General features: G+C 35.2%; 18 protein-coding genes, 1 tRNA gene and 1 pseudogene. 14 read left to right on the top strand and 6 right to left on the bottom strand.

Going from position 1 to position 18,425, the window contains the following annotated elements; all coding sequences use genetic code 11:
- Positions 1-104 precede the first annotated feature (104 nt).
- The 4 genes from H3Z85_03465 to H3Z85_03450 all read left to right on the top strand — a co-directional run bounded on the left by H3Z85_03465 (position 105) and on the right by H3Z85_03450 (position 2,702).
- A complete protein-coding gene (locus H3Z85_03465) occupies positions 105-383 on the top strand; it encodes a helix-turn-helix domain-containing protein (GenBank protein QPQ52543.1) in 279 nt (92 codons plus the stop codon).
- 10 nt (positions 384-393) lie between these two features.
- Complete coding sequence (locus H3Z85_03460) at positions 394-840, top strand: hypothetical protein (GenBank protein ID QPQ52542.1); 447 nt, start codon at positions 394-396, stop codon at positions 838-840.
- A gap of 47 nt (positions 841-887) precedes the next feature.
- A complete protein-coding gene (locus tag H3Z85_03455; protein QPQ52541.1) occupies positions 888-1,901 on the top strand; it encodes a hypothetical protein in 1,014 nt (337 codons plus the stop codon).
- A gap of 213 nt (positions 1,902-2,114) precedes the next feature.
- Positions 2,115-2,702, top strand: coding sequence for a hypothetical protein (locus H3Z85_03450; GenBank protein QPQ52540.1), 588 nt, complete (start codon positions 2,115-2,117; stop codon positions 2,700-2,702).
- Between the two features lie 121 nt (positions 2,703-2,823).
- Here the strand turns inward: H3Z85_03450 and H3Z85_03445 are convergent, their stop codons facing one another.
- The 3 genes from H3Z85_03445 to H3Z85_03435 all read right to left on the bottom strand — a co-directional run bounded on the left by H3Z85_03445 (position 2,824) and on the right by H3Z85_03435 (position 4,599).
- The gene (locus H3Z85_03445) at positions 2,824-3,354 is read right to left on the bottom strand and encodes a hypothetical protein (protein QPQ52539.1); all 531 of its coding nucleotides are present in this window, start codon (positions 3,352-3,354) and stop codon (positions 2,824-2,826) included.
- The gene (locus H3Z85_03440; protein ID QPQ52538.1) at positions 3,344-4,279 is read right to left on the bottom strand and encodes a hypothetical protein; all 936 of its coding nucleotides are present in this window, start codon (positions 4,277-4,279) and stop codon (positions 3,344-3,346) included. The genes H3Z85_03445 and H3Z85_03440 overlap by 11 nt, the downstream gene beginning before the upstream one ends.
- A 249-nt stretch (positions 4,280-4,528) precedes the next feature.
- A tRNA-Gln gene (locus H3Z85_03435) sits at positions 4,529-4,599 on the bottom strand.
- A 257-nt stretch (positions 4,600-4,856) separates the two neighbouring features.
- Between H3Z85_03435 and der the strand changes: the two are divergent.
- Positions 4,857-6,166: pseudogene (gene der / locus H3Z85_03430) on the top strand (ribosome biogenesis GTPase Der).
- A 155-nt stretch (positions 6,167-6,321) separates the two neighbouring features.
- On the top strand, positions 6,322-6,972 hold the full coding sequence (gene upp / locus H3Z85_03425; GenBank protein QPQ52537.1) for a uracil phosphoribosyltransferase: 651 nt from the start codon (positions 6,322-6,324) through the stop codon (positions 6,970-6,972).
- Between the two features lies 1 nt (position 6,973).
- Here upp and H3Z85_03420 read toward each other — a convergent pair whose 3' ends face one another.
- From H3Z85_03420 to H3Z85_03410, 3 genes are all read right to left on the bottom strand, one after another.
- Entirely contained in the window at positions 6,974-7,660 is a 687-nt protein-coding gene (locus H3Z85_03420) for an alpha/beta hydrolase (GenBank protein ID QPQ52536.1), read from the bottom strand.
- Positions 7,661-7,810: 150 nt separating this feature from the next.
- Entirely contained in the window at positions 7,811-8,464 is a 654-nt protein-coding gene (locus H3Z85_03415) for a ComF family protein (GenBank protein QPQ52535.1), read from the bottom strand.
- Between the two features lie 87 nt (positions 8,465-8,551).
- Positions 8,552-10,030 (bottom strand): helix-turn-helix transcriptional regulator, encoded by a 1,479-nt coding sequence (locus H3Z85_03410; protein QPQ52534.1) that lies wholly within the window; start codon positions 10,028-10,030, stop codon positions 8,552-8,554.
- A gap of 126 nt (positions 10,031-10,156) precedes the next feature.
- Between H3Z85_03410 and aceB the strand changes: the two genes are divergently transcribed.
- The 8 genes from aceB to H3Z85_03370 all read left to right on the top strand — a co-directional run bounded on the left by aceB (position 10,157) and on the right by H3Z85_03370 (position 18,413).
- Positions 10,157-11,731, top strand: coding sequence for a malate synthase A (aceB, locus tag H3Z85_03405; protein ID QPQ52533.1), 1,575 nt, complete (start codon positions 10,157-10,159; stop codon positions 11,729-11,731).
- 119 nt (positions 11,732-11,850) lie between these two features.
- A complete protein-coding gene (gene aceA / locus H3Z85_03400; protein ID QPQ52532.1) occupies positions 11,851-13,131 on the top strand; it encodes an isocitrate lyase in 1,281 nt (426 codons plus the stop codon).
- 166 nt (positions 13,132-13,297) lie between these two features.
- Positions 13,298-13,867, top strand: coding sequence for an OmpH family outer membrane protein (locus H3Z85_03395; protein ID QPQ52531.1), 570 nt, complete (start codon positions 13,298-13,300; stop codon positions 13,865-13,867).
- 137 nt (positions 13,868-14,004) lie between these two features.
- The gene (locus H3Z85_03390; protein ID QPQ52530.1) at positions 14,005-14,391 is read left to right on the top strand and encodes an acyl-CoA thioesterase; all 387 of its coding nucleotides are present in this window, start codon (positions 14,005-14,007) and stop codon (positions 14,389-14,391) included.
- An 82-nt stretch (positions 14,392-14,473) separates the two neighbouring features.
- On the top strand, positions 14,474-15,916 hold the full coding sequence (locus H3Z85_03385) for a serine hydrolase (GenBank protein ID QPQ52529.1): 1,443 nt from the start codon (positions 14,474-14,476) through the stop codon (positions 15,914-15,916).
- A gap of 71 nt (positions 15,917-15,987) precedes the next feature.
- On the top strand, positions 15,988-16,434 hold the full coding sequence (locus H3Z85_03380; GenBank protein QPQ52528.1) for a 6-carboxytetrahydropterin synthase: 447 nt from the start codon (positions 15,988-15,990) through the stop codon (positions 16,432-16,434).
- Between the two features lie 23 nt (positions 16,435-16,457).
- Positions 16,458-17,228: a UDP-2,3-diacylglucosamine diphosphatase gene (locus tag H3Z85_03375; GenBank protein ID QPQ52527.1), complete on the top strand. Its 771-nt coding sequence runs from the start codon at positions 16,458-16,460 to the stop codon at positions 17,226-17,228.
- A gap of 192 nt (positions 17,229-17,420) precedes the next feature.
- A complete protein-coding gene (locus H3Z85_03370) occupies positions 17,421-18,413 on the top strand; it encodes an acyl transferase (protein ID QPQ52526.1) in 993 nt (330 codons plus the stop codon).
- Positions 18,414-18,425 lie beyond the last annotated feature (12 nt).

The following is an 18,425-nucleotide window of genomic DNA, read 5'->3' as shown; positions in this document are numbered from 1 at the left end:
TGATTTTCTACCACAAAGCTACCACAAAGCTACCCCAAGAGAATAAAATAGGGTAAAGATAATTTCAAACTTTGTATTGTGAAACAAATAAAACTCACAATACAATGGAATCTATAAATTTTATTGGTGTAGAACCAGACAACCTCATCAGCGAAATTGTAAGTAAAGTGAAAGAATCTTTACTGACCGATTTAGAAAAAACATTTAAAGAAAATGAGCCCAAACGTTACCTTTCAGCAGATGACATCTGTGAAAGATTTGGAGTTACCAAGCCTACAATTCACGAGTGGCGTAAACGTGGAATACTGAAATCCTACAAACTGGGTTCAAGAGTATACTACAGACTTGACGAAATAGAAAATGCAATGATAATTAACGATTAAATTTTCTATTATGACAGCTTCTAGTAACTACCAGACTATTATCTATCAATTAGATGAGGTTAGAAAAACTTTCAGGCAGTATAAAAACAGAAAAGTAACAAAATCTGTTAGCACAATTGTTTTGCCTGAAGTGATTCGTCTTGAGAAAAACAATGGATATAATACTTTTAGTGGGCTCAATAATCTTTTGTGGTTTCGTGATGCTTCTAATTGGTCTATATGTACAAAACTTGGATTAAAACCTGTAGGAATAAGCCATTTCTACTTTGTGGATTTATTTGTCGAAAATAAAAAGGTTTTATGCCTTATATATTATCCTAGAGAAGCTCAGATAATTGAATTGATTATTGTTCGTGAGTTTTATCCGTGTAAGAAATCAGAACTTGCTGAAAAGATAAAAGGTGTAGTTCAAAGTATAGTGATAACAAGCAAGTATCAGCCATATTCTTTTAAGTAATATACTTTATAAAGATGTGACCACTGGACTGTTCAAAGATTGAGATTATGCCGGCCGACTTTGTAAAATTTCATTATACGGACAACGATTATAAGCTTCCCACCAATAAAACTGATTTTATTATTTCTGTGAATGATGAAACGGGTGAGACAGATAATAAAAAAGTAGGCGATTATTTTGGAATAGAAATCACGAAATACCCCTCTAACAGAATTTTGATTAAGGGAAGCATTCATAAATTTTTTAATCGTACAGATTTTAATGGAAATGATTTAGATGTACATAATATTTCCACAGCATTAAACGACCTTGAAAAAGAACTTGGATTGAAACCTGAATGTTGCAGGCTCGAAAATATTGAAATTGGTGTAAATATTCAATTGCCATTTGATCCTAACAAAATACTTCAAAACTTACTTTTCCACCGATCAGTAGAGTTTAACAAAACCATTTCAGGTTCTTTTTATTATCAGTCTGCTAAAACAGAATACATTATTAAAATTTACAATAAAACAGCTCAGTATGAAAAGAAATTAAAAAGACTAGCGAGGAGGCCGAATATTGAAAAGGAGAATGAGCAGAGAAAGATTCATTGTTTGAAAGCTACTATAGAAAAACAATTGCAAGCGAATACATTACGGTTTGAAATAAAGTTTTTAAAAATGAGTACTTTGAATGATTTAGGAGTTGTTTATTTATCAGATATTGTTAAATCTAAAATGCTTATTTCTTTCAAAAACCTTCTATTAAAGGAATTTCATGAAATATATTTCTATGATTATACAACAGATGAAACCAAAATGAGACGATCAGAAATCAATAAACTGAAAGACTATCGCAACCCGAACTATTGGGTTAACTTGAACAAAAAAGATAAATATTATCATAAGAAAAAATTTCAGGAAATGACTTTAAAATATTCTCAAAATCTGAAAGGAAAAGTTTTGGAGCTGATTAAGCAGAAAATAGAAAACTTAACAGAGAAAAGATTAGACCTTTTTACCAATAACTTATGTGAGGTGAAAAACAAAAGTTTAGACTTTATTACCGTTCAGATATAGGGCTAAAAAGTCTAAAATTAATGATGCAAGAATTTAAAAGCAAATGACTTAAATGAAGATGTGTTTTAGAATATATTTTATGCGTTCCTAAGCATGATAAATAAAGGATATGCTCGGGAATAAGCTGAAGATAAATAGAAAGTTCCTTAATAATTTAGGTTATTTATTCGAAATAAAATGAAAGATTAAAAATTAAAAATAAAATTAAGTTATATGGGACGTTTGAGTAATTATCCGGACGAAATAGAAAGATTGAAATGTATAAGTATTTCAGACTTACGAAAGTTAGGCTATTTGGAACCTAATGTATTTCTAAATAAAAGCATCTACTGGACAAACCAGAATGGGGATAGAACCAGTTCAATTGCTGTTATTATTGATACTAATGAGACAAAAGGAAGTATAACCTTTGACTATACTTACAACCAATCTCAAAAGATTAACTACACTGTGCAGCTTATGACAAGACCTTCTAATCTGGGAAATGGTCTACTTTGGTTTTTTGTTTGTCCCAGTACTTTTAAAGTTTGTAGAAAGTTGCATTTAAATTGTGGATACTTTTTACACCGTACAGCTTTTTCTGATTTGTACTATGAAAAACAGCTCCATAGTAAAAGGTGGAGGGAGTGGGATAAGTCTTTTGGTGCCTGTTTGGATGATGGTGTATATGAGGAACTACATAAAAAGTATTTTAAGAAATTTTATAAGGGTAAGCCCACTAAGAGATATTTAAAGTTGATGGAGAAGCTAAATAGTAGAGAATCTATTGCCTTTGGAGATATAGAAAAATTTTTGTTATGATGGTTGTTTTTTATCATTACCACATATTAAAACATGTTAAAGAGTCATAATGAATTAATTATTCAATATTTAATCTAATAGTTATAATAAAGTTCCCACCATTAAATAATGGGGAACTTTATTAAGGTTGCGAAGAATTATTATTTATCTCATTTCTAGCCTTGTTGACTTGGATTTGTAAAAGTTCTCTTTCTAATTTACACTTAGCATCTTCATCTTTTTTTGCCTTTCTCCAATGCCAAAACCCCCATATCCCCACGACAAATCCTAATGGAAAGCATATGAAGAAAATCCATTTATATAGAGCAATATAGCCTTCTCTTTTCTCAATTTCCTCTACCTTGGCTTCGGATTTGATTTGATTAATAATATTTGCTTTATGAGAAATTTTAATATTGTTCAATAGTTCGCGTTTTTTCTCAGGCAAAATAGTAATTTCCTTAATTTCTTTCTTGAGTTTAGCTATTCTTTTTTGATTCTCTTTTATATCGTAATCCAAATTTTTAACATCAGAATTAAGATTTATTTTAACAATTTCAAGTTTCTGCATCTCATTTAAAGGATAATACACAGATAAAATCATCATTAATGCGCCAACACTAACTAAATATTTATACAAATTTTCTGAGCCAGAAAAAAAATTACTTTCCATTTTTCTTAAAAGGTTCTATAATTTCATCTATATTAATATCTAAGCTGTCAATTTCAGCCCCAGCGTTATCTAGAGTCTTTCTATGCTCTATAACAAATTTCTTAACTTTAGGATCCTTTATTGTTTCAGGGTCATGTTTACAAGAAGTAAAAAATAGTAAAAAAGCCAAAACAGCTAAAGACTTTCCTCCCTTAATGATTTCCATTTTCCCAGGAGATTGTAAGTTCATTTTTACATAAAACTCTTCATTATTCTCCTTAAAATTAAACTCTGTCGAAATGTCAGCGAGTAAACTTTCAATATTATCCATGAATCCACTTAATTCTCTGAAATTAATATTGTCTTGTTTTTCTATACTCAAAACATAATGTGTCTTGTCATCTTTCTTAAAAAGACTTCCTATCTCTTTATCAATATATGGTGCAAAACTACCTATATCACTAATAGAATGCCTATTAATTCGCAATCTGAAAAAATATGGGTCGAGTTCAAAAATACTTTTGTTTTGTAACCATTTAACATGTCTTCTTTTAGTGTGGCCACTTGCAGTTGCATCGTCAAATTCAAAACTTGCATCATCGGTTATTTCTCCAAATGCAAGTCTTTCAGATCTTCTGCTAGGAACAACAATAATATCCCCCTTTTTTAATTTAGAAAAACGTTCAATTTTATTATATATTGAAGTTATTTTTGCTTTCTGTTTTGTATTAGATGGATCTAAACCTTCTTTTTTTGCAATTTTTTCTTTAACCTCAGAATCTGACCTGTTCTTAATATCGTTTAAGGTTATGTAACTCCAACCTATTGCAATATAGTTATTTTTTATGTAGTCTGGAAAATGTCTACCATTATCTGTTCTTACAAACCAATATCTTCTATCTGAATTAAACTCATCTACTCTTTCTAATATTTGATTTATATCCATGCTATGTTATATAGTTTTTTTTTTTACAAATATACATTTCTTTGTAAAATGATGATTAAGGTTTTCCGTAATGATATTTGGAAGAAATAAAATCAACTTCTACTACCTTCATCGATTAAATTTAAATGATTTGACAGTTATTAGTATTTAGAATTAATACTAAAAATTTGCTTAGATAAAACTTATTGACTAAATATTGACTAGAAAAACAAAAACCACTTGAAAATCAAGTGGTTAATTATTAAATTGTAGACCCACAGGGATTCGAACCCCAGATGACTGAACCAAAATCAGTAGTGTTACCGCTACACCATGGGTCTGTTTTTGATGCTGCGAAATTATATAAATTATTTGAAATATAAAAATGAAAATTAAAGATTATTTTACGGAATTATACTGGTAAAGGCTTTATGGATTGATATCCAAAGTTTTAATTTTTTAATTTTTTTTCAAATTTTCTTACATCCACACTCCTAAAGAATAAAACCTTATCTTTGCAAAAAATTGGGCTCCAAAAGTTGGAGTAACCCATTAATAACTTATCCTGAGCATAGCAAAGGATTATTAAACATTTTTTATGTCAAATATTGTCGCAATCGTTGGACGTCCCAATGTAGGGAAATCCACGCTTTTTAACCGTCTTCTAGAAAGAAGAGAAGCTATCGTAGATTCTACAGCCGGTGTAACCAGAGACCGCCATTATGGAAAATCTGACTGGAATGGAGTAGACTTCACGGTAATTGATACCGGAGGATATGATGTAGGTACAGATGATATCTTTGAGGAAGAGATCCGTAAGCAGGTACAGCTGGCAGTAGATGAAGCAACTTCTATCATCTTTATGATGAATGTGGAAGAGGGGCTTACTGATACTGACCATGAGATCTACAGGATATTGAGAAGATCCAACAAGCCGATTTATATTGTTATTAACAAGGTAGACTCTTCTAAGGAAGAACTTCCGGCAACAGAATTTTATCAGTTAGGAATTGATAAATATTACACACTTTCTTCAGCAACGGGTTCCGGAACAGGAGACTTGCTTGATGATATCGTTAAAGACTTTCCGACTACAGAATATAAAGATCCTTTCGAAGGATTACCAAAAATTACCATTGCAGGACGTCCTAACGTAGGTAAGTCTACGATGACCAATGCTTTATTGGATGTAGAAAGAAATATCGTAACAGATATTGCAGGAACGACCAGAGATAGCATCCAGACGCTGTACAATAAATTCGGACACGAGTTTGTATTGGTAGATACTGCCGGGATGAGAAGAAAGTCTAAAGTAAATGAAGACCTGGAATTCTATTCCGTAATGAGATCTATCCGTTCTATCGAATATTCTGATGTGGTGATCATTATGGTAGATGCTACCCAGGGATGGGAATCTCAGGATATGAATATCTTTGGCCTTGCACAGAAAAACAGGAAAGGAATTGTTATCCTTGTCAACAAATGGGATTTGATCGAAGACAAGCAAACCAATACCATGCGTGATTTTGAAAAATCAATTAAGGATAAAATCGGTCAGTTCCAGGATATTCCAATTCTGTTTGTTTCTGCATTAACAAAACAAAGAATCTTAAAAGCAGTGGAAGTTGCTATGGAAGTATATGAAGATCGTAAAAGAAGATCAAAACTTCAAAATTGAATGAAGTAATGCTTCCGATTTTCGAACACACCCCACCTCCGGCATTGAAAGGGAAATATATTAAAATCAAATATTGCGTTCAGCTTCCTACACCTTCGCCACAGTTTGTATTCTTCTGCAACCTGCCACAGTATGTGAAGGAGCCTTATAAGAGATTTACTGAAAACCAGTTGAGAAAACAATTCGGGTTTACCGGAGTTCCGATTGAAGTGTATTTCAGACAAAAATAAAAATGACTTTTACATAAAATCTGGCGAGGCGATTTCCTTGCCAGATTTTTTATAGATATATCTATATGACTCGTGTTAAAATGCAAATTCGTTTTTTAGTTGTAATTTTGCAGGAATTAATGTAGACTAACCCTAATTAAAAATTTAAGATCTTCATGCTTACTATATTATCAGATAATTTTTCTCTTGTTAATGAATGGATTAATGAACTTCGAAACGTTGAAGTTCAACATGACCGGATGAGATTCCGAAGAAATATGGAAAGAATAGGAGAAATCGCAGCTTTTGAAATAAGCAAAGGACTGGAGCAAAGAGAAGTTGAAATCCAGACTCCTTTAGATACCATCAAAAGCAGAGAAATTGCAGTACAGCCGGTTATTACTACTATTCTGAGAGCCGGAGTTCCATTGTTTGAAGGAATCCTTAATTATCTTGACAGAGCAGATTGCGGTTTTGTTGCAGCTTATAGAAAACATGATGCGAATGATTATTTTTCTATCAAACAGGATTACCTTACCTGTCCAAGTATTGAAAACAGACCACTCATTGTAGCTGATCCAATGCTGGCAACCGGCGCATCTTTAATTGAAGCTATTAAAGATTTGTTGACAAACGGAAATCCAACCCAGCTTCATATTGTAGCAGCTATTGCTTCCAGACAAGGTGTGGAAACTGTTCAAAAGGCATATCCCGATGCTTACATTTGGGTAGGAGCTATAGATGAACACTTAACGTCTAAAGGGTATATCACCCCTGGCTTAGGAGATGCGGGAGACCTAAGCTACGGAGAAAAACTTCAGCGATAAATTAAGAAAGATTCCAGAAATCTTTTATTAAGCTTACTAATAAATCAGGTCGTACTTTATCCATAGGATGCTTTGTATCCGGAAGTACGGCCATTTTTGCATTAGGGAGGGTTCTGTAGACATTCAGACTTTCTTCAATGGTTACCATATGGTCTCGGTCACCTACCATAATCTGAGTAGGAATAGTAATCGTAGCCAGATTGTTTTCCAATGGAGGATTTTTACCTAAATTAACCATCAGATCAGCTATGGCAGGAAGTAATTGTTTCCATTTTGAGCCGTGTTGTGATTCTAAAAGCTGTGCATATTGAGGAACCTTTTCAAGGATTATATCGGGATCAAGCATTTTGCTCTCTTGTAAAGCCTGTTCTTCGTTCCATTCAAATTTTGTCCCCAAAGTCATAATGGAATTTATATTTTCCGGATTTTTCATTCCATAGCAAAGAGCAACATAGCCTCCCATGCTGTGGCCAAAAATATAAACATCTGTCAGATTATTTTTTGTACAATAGTCTGATAATTCCAGCGTATATTTTTCTATACTGGTGCCGTTCGCAGGAAGTTCTGTATCTCCATGTCCTGAAAATACAGGAGTATGAATATTAAAATATTGCGATAATGTTTCCAGGTAAGGGGTGAATATATCACTGTGACCTAAGGCTCCGTGTAGTAAAATCAAATTGAGCATTGCTATTTAGTTTTCCTGAAAATTAAGAAAAAAGAACGGAAAAAAGAAAATTGTCGAACAGCAATCCTTGAGAAATGAAATTTTCTGCTTTCAATTCTCAACTCTCAACTTTCAATTCTCAATTCTCAATTCTCCATTTTCAATTAAAAATTAAACATCTATAGCCATTACCAATACACTCACCCTATTGTTGCCGGAATTTAAAATCTCCCAGGCTATAGAAGAGATGGTATTGCCGGTAGTAAAGACATCATCGATCAGTAAAATATGTTGCCCGCTAACAGGTTGGGTTAAAGAAAAGGTATTCACAGTTTCCAGCCTGTGTTTCTTATCTTTTAATGCCTGGGCTTTTGAATAGTGATTTCTTTTGATAAGCTGATGATCAAACGGAATCCTGTAAAATTCCGACAATGTCTCCGTGAAAAGGTGAAGCTGATTATATCCCCTTTCTCTTAATTTTTTCGGATGAAGAGGAACGCTTACCAGGAGATCGGGTTTCCGGTTTTTAAAATCCACTACTTCCGTGGTCCATTCTGCAAGAATTTTTCCGACTTTCTCCCTTCCTTTATATTTGAGCTCATGGATAAGCTTCCGGCTCAGGTTTTCTTTTTCAAACTGTATCAGAGCAAAGGTATTCTCAACAGGAAAGAGCAAGCTGCATTTTTCGCGGATAGGATTGTTTTCAAAATAATTGTAATGCGTAAAATGAATCTGATCAAAACATAAATCACATACCAATAACTCAGCATCAATCATTCTGTTGCAATGAATACAGCGGTTAGGAAATAATAGGTCAAGTATCATGAGTGTGTTTTTCTTAAAGATATAAAATACATTTCAATGGGTATCAACCTTTTATCTTAACACTCTTTCATAACAGGATTTCTGAATTTACCTCTCGAAATCTTTTCTCACCTTCTCAATAGAATTTTTCATGCTGAGATTGAAATGTTCCTTTTCCAGTCGTACGGGCGAAGCTTGTCTTACTTCACAGTCCGGGATGCTGCAGGATTCACAGGTTACACCTACATTAATGGTTTGCAACGTAGGGGATTTGACAAAATTGACTTTTTTGATCGTCTGAGAATTCAGTAAAATCCCAAGGCAATAACTTCTGTTGCTTCCGTCAGAGAAAGGATTTTTTTGCGAGGTCGAAATAACCAGATAACTTACCCCCTGATCTTTATAATGAGAAATCTGTGCGTCGGTAAGCGTTTCGTTTTCCTTCAGGTCATCAAGGTTTTTTACAGCTATCCATCTTCTGCAGTAATGCTCATTGGTGGCGTTGGCGTGAGGAGCCTGTTGATGATTAAGGTGTAGTTCTTTTAAAATCTGGATCTTATCTGAACCTTTCTTTTTGACAAGACACAAATAAAATAAATCTCTAATTCCCATTTCCGCCGAAAGAATATTAGTCAGCCGGTAATAAAAGGTTTCCGGAGAATGGGTGAAACTGTTGATAAGGCTTCCGAAGCTTTCAGGAGCCCATTGGTTTTGCCGGAAAAATTCTGAAGTTTTTTCAATGGCAATTTCTTTGGAAATTAGAAGGGCCCCGGCAAAATATGAAGCATAAAAATTGTTGAGGATCTCTTCAAAACTTCCGAAATCAAGCCACGAATAAGTATTGGGACGATTTTTTAATTCAAGGACATTAAAGCCTATTTCTTTTGCTAAAATAAATGTCTTCTGATCCTTTTCAAGCTTTTTATTCAAAAGCAGCAATTTGCGCTCCGGGATAAAAAGAGAACGAAGATTGTCAAGAGTGCCATATTTTTCAAAACCTTCAGACTGAATGGTGTAATTAAACTTTTCCAAAAGAATTTTTTCCAGAACATCAGATTTTAAATCCTTGTTGATCTCCAATTGATTTTCTTCGGCAAACAGGTTTACTTTTTCTTCAATTTCCGGGAAATAATTATCATACAACTCCTGAAATGACCTTAGGACAGCAAAATAAAACCTCTCTTTTCCGAGATTATAGTTTTGGGAAATCTCAATCAGCGCATTAATAAAGGCCGTTACCTTTTTAGGAGCATCACTGATGATACTGATGAGGTTGTTTTTATTAATACCGAATAATTCCAGCGGAACCTCTTTGAAAAAATCAGATTGTAAAATTTCATTAAACGGAGACAGACTCTTATCCAGTTTGGTAGAAACCAGATCATCAAAAGTACAGCTGAGTGCTTCTGAAAGTTGAATGATCTTGTCGTGTTTCGGATATTTCTTCCCGTTTTCAATTTCGTTAAGGTAAGATTTTGAAAGCCCGGTCTTTACGGCAAGGTCCTGTAACGACCAATTTTTCTTTTGTCGCTGCTGTTTCAGTTTAAGCCCGAAAACTGTTTTGATAAAGTCGCTGTCTGAATTCATTACTCAAATATAGATAATTAGATGCGATTATTCGCATAATAATTTTTAAATAAATTTAGCGAACGTTCGCTGTTTGTGAAAATTTTTGTTTATGTTTGTAAAACAGAATCACAAAATCAACAAGTTATGGAAACTAAAACCCAGTTAGTTATTAAGTCACAGACACAGTTTGATGAGATATTTACTCAGGATCTAAATGATTTTTTGATTGAGCTTCACCAGAAATTCAATCCGAAAAGATTAGAACTTTTAGAGGAAAGAAAAAAAACACAGCAGGAATTCGACAAAGGTATTTTTCCCGAGTTTTTAAAAGAAACGGAAGACATTAGAAACGGAAACTGGGTGTGTGCACCATTACCGCAAGATTTATTAGACAGAAGAGTTGAAATTACCGGGCCCGTAGACAGAAAAATGATTATTAATGCCCTGAATTCGGGAGCTTGCACCTTCATGGCTGATCTGGAAGACAGCAGCTCGCCGACATGGGAGAATTGCATGCAGGGACAGATCAATCTTTCCGATGCCATCAACAGGTCTATTGATTTTGTGAACGAAAAGGGTAAAGTCTACAGACTTCATGAAAAAACTGCCGTTTTATTAGTCCGTCCAAGAGGATTACATCTTCCTGAAAAGCATATTGAAATCAATGGTGAACTCACCTCAGGATCATTAATTGATTTTGGAATGTATTTTTTCAGAAATGCAAAAAACTTGCTGGCTAACGGAAGTGGCCCCTATTTCTATCTTCCCAAGCTGGAACATTATAAAGAAGCCCGTTGGTGGAATGATGTTTTTGTTTTTGCACAAAATTATATGGGTATTCCGGAAGGAACAATCAAAGCAACCGTTTTAATAGAGACCATTACCGCTTCATTTCAGATTGATGAGATTTTATATGAATTAAAAGAGCACAGCGCCGGACTCAATTGTGGACGATGGGATTATATTTTCTCATTTATTAAAAAATTCAGAAACCTGCCGGATTTTATCGTTCCGGACAGAGATCAGGTGACAATGACTTCACCTTTCATGAGCGCTTATTCAAAAAGAGTAATTGAAGGTTGCCACAAAAGAAATGTTCACGCTATCGGAGGTATGGCCGCTCAGATTCCTGTAAAAGACGATGATGAAGCCAATAGAATTGCTTTTGAAAAGGTCAGAAATGATAAAGAACGGGAAGTGAAAAACGGTCATGACGGTACCTGGGTTGCCCATCCTGCATTAGTTGCAGTAGCAAAAGAGGTCTTTGACCTGCATATGCCCTCAAAAAACCAGATAGACAAAAAAATTGAATACCATATCAGAGAAACCGATCTTCTGGAAATACCTAAAGGCGATATTACCGAAAAAGGAGTCCGAAAAAATATTAACGTAGGTATCCTTTACCTTGAAAGCTGGCTGATGGGAACCGGTGCAGCAGCGATTTATAACCTTATGGAAGATGCAGCTACCGCCGAAATATCAAGAACACAGATCTGGCAATGGCTGAAAAATGAAGCGGTTTTAAGTGATGACAGGACCCTGACCCGCCATATGATCCTGCAATGGGAAGCCGAAGAAATGGAAAATATTGAAAAATATGTTGGAGAGGAACGTTTTAAAAAAGGAAAATTCAACCTGGCTAAAGAACTTTTCAATGAATTGGTGTTCTCGGAAAAATTTGAAGAATTTTTAACGCTCAAAGCATATCCTTTTATTTAATTGAAAATTGAAAATTGAAAATGGAGAATGGAGAATTGTAAACCGATGAGGAATGTCGGTGCTTCATGATCAAAACTTTACCCCTATATCATTACAAAAAATAACAAAATCCAAATATTATGAAAACAAGACAAGAACAAATCCAGGCTATAGAGCAAGATTGGCTGACGAACCCTCGTTGGAGCGGAATAAAAAGACCTTATACTGCAGAAGAAGTTTTAAAACTTCGTGGTTCGTACAAAATTGAGTATACCATTGCAAAAGAAATGTCAGAAAAATTCTGGGATAAATTGAACAGCCGGGAGTATGTGGCAGGGCTCGGGGCACTCACAGGCAACCAGGCGGTACAGGAAGTGGATGCCGGGCTGGAAGCTATTTATCTCTCAGGATGGCAGGTAGCGGCTGATGCGAACCTTTCAGGAGAGATGTATCCGGACCAGTCTTTATACCCTGCAAACTCTGTTCCTTCAGTAGTAAAAAAAATCAATAATGCTCTGTTAAGGGCAGATCAGATACAATCGGTAAACGGAACCGGAGATAAAGAATATCTTGTCCCGATAATTGCTGATGCTGAGGCAGGTTTTGGCGGAAACTTAAATGCTTTTGAACTCATGAAACAAATGATTGAAGCAGGAGCAGCGGGAGTGCATTTTGAAGATCAGCTTTCTTCTGCAAAAAAATGCGGACACCTTGGCGGAAAAGTACTCGTTCCTACACAGGAAGCCATCAATAAATTGGTGGCAGCGCGTTTGGCAGCTGATGTTTTAGGAGTTCCAAGTTTGATTATTGCAAGAACAGATGCTGACGCTGCAGATTTGCTGACATCGGATATTGACGACAGAGATAAAAAATTCGTGACAGGAGAAAGAACTTCCGAAGGATTCTATGTCGTAAAAAACGGAGTAGAGCAAGGAATAGACAGAGGACTGTCTTACGCACCTTATGCCGACCTTATCTGGATGGAAACTTCAAATCCGGATTTAGAACAGGCAAGAAAATTTGCAGAAGGAATTCACGCCAAGTTTCCGGGAAAAATGTTAGCATACAATTGCTCACCCTCATTCAACTGGGCTGCCAGACTGAGTGTTGAAGAAATGTCTACTTTCCGTGAGGAACTGGCCAAAATGGGATATAAATTCCAGTTTATTACCTTGGCAGGATTCCATGCTTTAAATACAGCAATGTTTGAGTTAGCTCTTGCTTATAAAGAAAGAGGAATGGCAGGATATTCTGAATTACAGGAGCGGGAATTTGCTTTGCAACAAAAAGGTTTCAGAGCAGTGAAGCATCAGTCTTTTGTAGGAACAGGATATTTTGATGAAATACAGAATATTGTTACCAATGGCTCATCGGCTACCGTAGCAATGAAAGACTCTACGGAAACTGCCCAGTTTCATTAGTCATTTTTCCTTATTTTTTGATGTAACCTTCTCGTTTCTGGGAAGGTTTTTATGGTTTGCTCAATAGCTGTTTACTGTGTTTATGTAAGGCAGAAAACCAGGATGATGATGAATAAAAATTTATATTATATTTGGGGACGAAAATTTTCGAAAAAAAATATACAGAATGAATTTAATTAAAGGACTTTTTATCGCGTTAGGTTTAACATTAACTGCTAATGCTGCCAACGCTCAACAAAAGATCGGAAGTGTAAACACAGATGAGATTTTTGCAAGTTTATCTGAGGTAAAAACAATTACTTCAACCGTTGATAATCTGACAAAAACAAAACAGACAGAAATCGAAAAATTAATAGGGGAGTATCAGACAAAGCTAAAAGCTGCACAAGATAAAGAGAAAACCCTGAGCGAAGCCAACAGAGAGGCGGTAACTAAAGAATTGATGGCTGCCCAGACAGACCTGCAGGCATTAGGTAAAAAAATAGAAGAAGCCAGAGCACAGGCCAGCAAAGAAATTTCTACAAAACAAAATGAACTTTTTGTTCCGTTACAACAAAAAGTAAAAGGAGCTATTTCTGCCGTTGCTAAAGAAAAAGGGTTAAATTTCGTATTTGATGTTTCGCAACCTGACAATAATAACCTTATCTACACAGACGGAACTGAAGATATCACAGCATCCGTAAAAACAAAATTAGGAGCAACCGCTTCTGCTCCGGCTACAAAAGCTAAGAAATAAGTATAATATACTATAAATGTTTAAAAGGAATCAGAATATATCTGGTTCCTTTTTTTGTATAAAATGGATGCTTTTAATGGATAAAAGCGGGATTTTTTTAGGATTAAGTGATACATTTGAGTAAACTTTTCGCAGAGATGGATTTAATATACGAGAAACAGATCAGAGTAGCAGAAGAACATATTGACCGGAACAATCATGTGAACAACGTGCAATATGTACACTGGGTAGAGGAAGTAGCAGCAGAACATTGGGATCTCCTAAAACATAAAACCGACTATGCAAACGATGTATGGATGCTTCTTGATCATCATATTCAATACAAAAAACAAGTCTATCTGGACGATATCATCACCGTCAAAACTTACCCTCAAACCCCTGAAGGTGCAAAGCAACCGAGAAAAGTGGAATTTTATTGCCATGATCAGCTTGTCGTAGACTCCGCTACACTTTGGATTTTATTTGATCCTCAGGCAAAGAAGATTAAAAGACTGGAAAACGACTGGCTGGAGAAATTAAAGTGAAGAAAAACAACTCACTTTGTATGAACTGTAATATAGTGAGGCTTTGAACTGTCTTTTATAAGAATCACTAACATCATAACCAATGAAAAACAAAATTTTCATACCCCTAGTTATACACTTTTCACTGTTGGGATATACCCAGACTCCTGAGCAATCAAAAGCAATTGATACCTATGTAAAGAATGTTATTCAGGTCAATGAGATCCCGGGAATGGCTGTTGGGATTGTAAAAAATAATAAGGTAATTTTCCAGAAATATTATGGAACTGAAACCTTGGAAACCAATAAAAAGGTCGATTCGCATTCGATGTTCAGGATATATTCTACGACAAAGCTCATGTCAAATGTTGGTCTGTTTCAGCTGATTGAACAGGGAAAAGTATCGTTGGACGACAACATTTCAAAATATATAGACCATTTACCGGCAAAATGGCAAAATATTCAGGTTAAAAATCTTGTTTCCCATTCTTCGGGTCTTCCGGACTGGATTCACTTCAGCGATATTTCGAAAGATGCCACCGATGCTGAGGTTATTGATCGGTTGTCAAAAGAAAATATGGAATTTGAAACCGGCAGTGATTACAGATACAACCAGACAAACTATCTGTTGATTACCATGATCATTGAAAAGGTAACAGGAGAAAAATTTGAAGATTATATCGTGAAAAATCAATTTCCTGACTTGCGGAATCAGTTGGTGTTTTCATCAGATTCTGTGGAGGAAATTCCCAACAGAATCGTGAAATATATTTATAATAAAGAAACCCGTCAATACGATAAATCCACATTTGTAGAAGGGAGAAGGGCGCATTCAGCCAATGGACTGGCGATTACATTGCCTGCTTTTTTACAATGGAGCATTCATCTTGCCAAAAATGATTTTCTAAAACCTGGCACACGGGAGTTGATGTGGAAACCGTTCGAATATAAAAATAAAAAAGTGGCTTTCACCCATGGCTGGGATATTTCAGAATTTAATAACATCAAATCATATCATTTTTCCGGTGGAAATGTAAGTGCATACAGGATTTTTCCCGAAAACGATATGGCTATTATCTTAATGTATAACGGATACAAAGAATTTCCGGTTTATTTTCCAATGGTGAATCAGATAGCAGGAATTATGGATAAACGTTTGCTGAATCCTTATATGGTGGCAGAAGAATACACAAAGTCTGAACCTCTTGTTTATCCTGATCATAAAAAAGAAACTTATGGCTATCGTATAGAAAAAGATAAAGTCGTTTTTTCCTACCAGTTTCCAGAAAAACAGAGCACTGAATATATCAGAAATCTTACCGTTGCAGGTTCATTTAATAATTGGAATACCGGTGATAAAGCATTTCGGATGATTCTGAAAAAGAACAATACCTTTGAACTTGCCCTACCCAAATCTTATTTTGAAAAAGGGAAAACATATGGTTTTAAGTTTGTGATGAATACAAACGGATGGCTTTCGGTTCCTTACTATTCTTCCAATACAGATGGAACAAGGGATAATAATTTAACGTTGAAAATCGACTAAAAGAATACTTTAATACCTTTAATAGATACAGTCTTTTTCTGTGTTCAACTGTTTTATCATATCTTTGCAGTATGATACGTATTACAAAAATTTTTACATTCGAAACGGCTCACGTACTCTACAATTACGATGGGAAGTGTAAAAATATGCACGGACATTCCTATAAACTGTTTGTAACGGTGAAAGGAAAACCGATTAATGATATAGAAAACCCTAAAAACGGGATGGTGGTCGATTTTGGAGATATCAAAAGTATCGTGAAATCTGAAATTGTTGATGTATGGGATCATGCAGTGCTTGTTAATGCCTTATCTCCTCACAAAGAATTGGGAGATGATCTTGAACAGAGAGGTCATAAAGTAATCTATTGCAGTTTTCAGCCGACTTGTGAAAACATGTTGTATGCCATTGCTTCAAAAATAAAATCAAAACTTCCTGAAGGTATTTCTTTAGCTTATCTTAAACTTCATGAGACAGAAAACTCTTATGGAGAATGGTTTGCAGAAGATAATCAATAAAAGTATTCAACAAAACTCAAACGGTGTTAAAGACAATAATTAATTTAGAACCCGGGAAAAAGGTATACTTCGCCTCAGATCAGCATTTTGGTGCTCCCACACCCAAAGAGAGTCGTGTGCGTGAAGAGAGGTTTATTCGCTGGCTGGATGAGATCAAAGAAGATGCACAGGTTCTGTTTTTAATGGGTGACCTTTTTGATTTCTGGCATGAGTGGAAACATGTTGTACCCAAAGGATATGTACGTGTTCTCGGGAAAATCGCCGAATTGAAAGACAGGGGAATTCACATTTATTTCTTTGTGGGCAATCACGATCTATGGATGAAAGATTACCTGGAAGAAGAAATCGGTTGTACGGTTTTTTACCAGAAACAATATTTTGAAATGGGTGGCAAGCAGTTTTTGCTCGCCCATGGAGATGGTCTGGGACCCGGAGATAAAGGGTATAAAAGAATGAAAAAATTATTCACCAATCCTGTAGCTCAATGGTTTTTTAAATGGCTGCATCCCGATATTGCCATGAAAATCGCGTTGTACCTTTCTCAAAAGAATAAAATGATTTCCGGCGAAGAAGATAAAGCATTTCTAGGTGAAGACAGGGAGTTTCTGATCATTTATTCCAAAGAAAAACTGAAGACTGAAAAGATTGATTATTTCATCTACGGACACAGACATCTTCCCATGGTCCTCAATCTGGAACCGGATTCAAAATATATTAACCTTGGAGACTGGATTTCCTATTTTACCTACGGGGTTTTTGAAAAAGATTTTGAACTGAAAGTCTTTGAAAAATAGAACAAAAAAAATTACCCCTAAAAGAGGTAATTTTCGAATAGACCGAAATCTATTCTTGTTTTTAATCCATATTCCAATTAAGTACTTGCAAGAATTTTACCAAAGTATATTCGTTCTATTAAAAAATTATTAAATAAAAATGTCTTTTCTGTTAATTGCTTTATAATGAAGTAATAATGAAGATTAAAAAATATGGAAGTGAAAAATATATTCAACATACAAACTGAACAGGACTTCCTGGATGCATCCTTAAAAACATTTCGCTATCAGTATGAAAATGTTGAAATATATAGGAAGTTCGTTGACTTTTTAAAAGTTAACCCCGATGAGGTGAATACCTTGGCCGAAATACCTTTTCTTCCCATAGAAATGTTTAAAAATCATCATATTCTTGATAAAAATGTCAGAGCTGATCTCTTTTTCCAAAGTTCCGGAACCACGCAGATGAATCTTTCGAAACATCATATTGCCGATCCCGCTTTGTATGAAGAGAGTATTTATAAAAGCTTTGAACAGTTTATCGGGAAACCTGAGGATTTTATTTTCTTAGGACTGCTGCCAAGTTACCTGGAAAAACAGAACTCATCATTGATCTATATGGTAGATTATCTGATGAAAAAATCAGGAAAACCTGAAAACGGATATTTTCTTTATAACCATTCCGAGCTGCTTCAGTTATTAAATCAGCTGGGAAATCAAAAAGTTATTCTTTTTGGGGTTTCCTTTGCCCTGCTGGATTTCTTAGATTACTGTCATTCGGGATTGAATGAGGAATCTCTGCATGTTCTTGAAAATATGATCGTCATAGAAACAGGAGGGATGAAAGGCCGGAAGGAGGAAATGACCAAAGATGAGCTTTTAAAAATCTTGCAGGACGGTCTTAAAACAGATAAAATCTATTCCGAATATTCGATGACAGAATTGCTGTCACAAGCCTATTCTTTAGGGAATAATGAATATAAATGCCCCAATTGGATGAGGATCATGGTGAGAAATGCTGAAGATCCTTTCTCGTACGAAAAAGAAGGCAGAACCGGGGCAATTAATATTATAGACCTTGCCAACATGCATTCGTGCTCGTTTATTGCTACCCAGGATCTGGGTAAAATAATGGGTGATCAATTTCAGGTGCTGGGACGGATAGATCATTCTGATATCCGTGGCTGCAGTCTTCTGGTAAGCTGATCGCTGAAATCA

The sequence above is a fragment of the Chryseobacterium indologenes genome (genome assembly GCA_016025055.1).
GTDB lineage: Bacteria > Bacteroidota > Bacteroidia > Flavobacteriales > Weeksellaceae > Chryseobacterium > Chryseobacterium indologenes.
The sequence above is the reverse complement of the archived record's forward strand: the minus strand, read 5'-3'. Positions and strand labels throughout refer to the sequence as shown.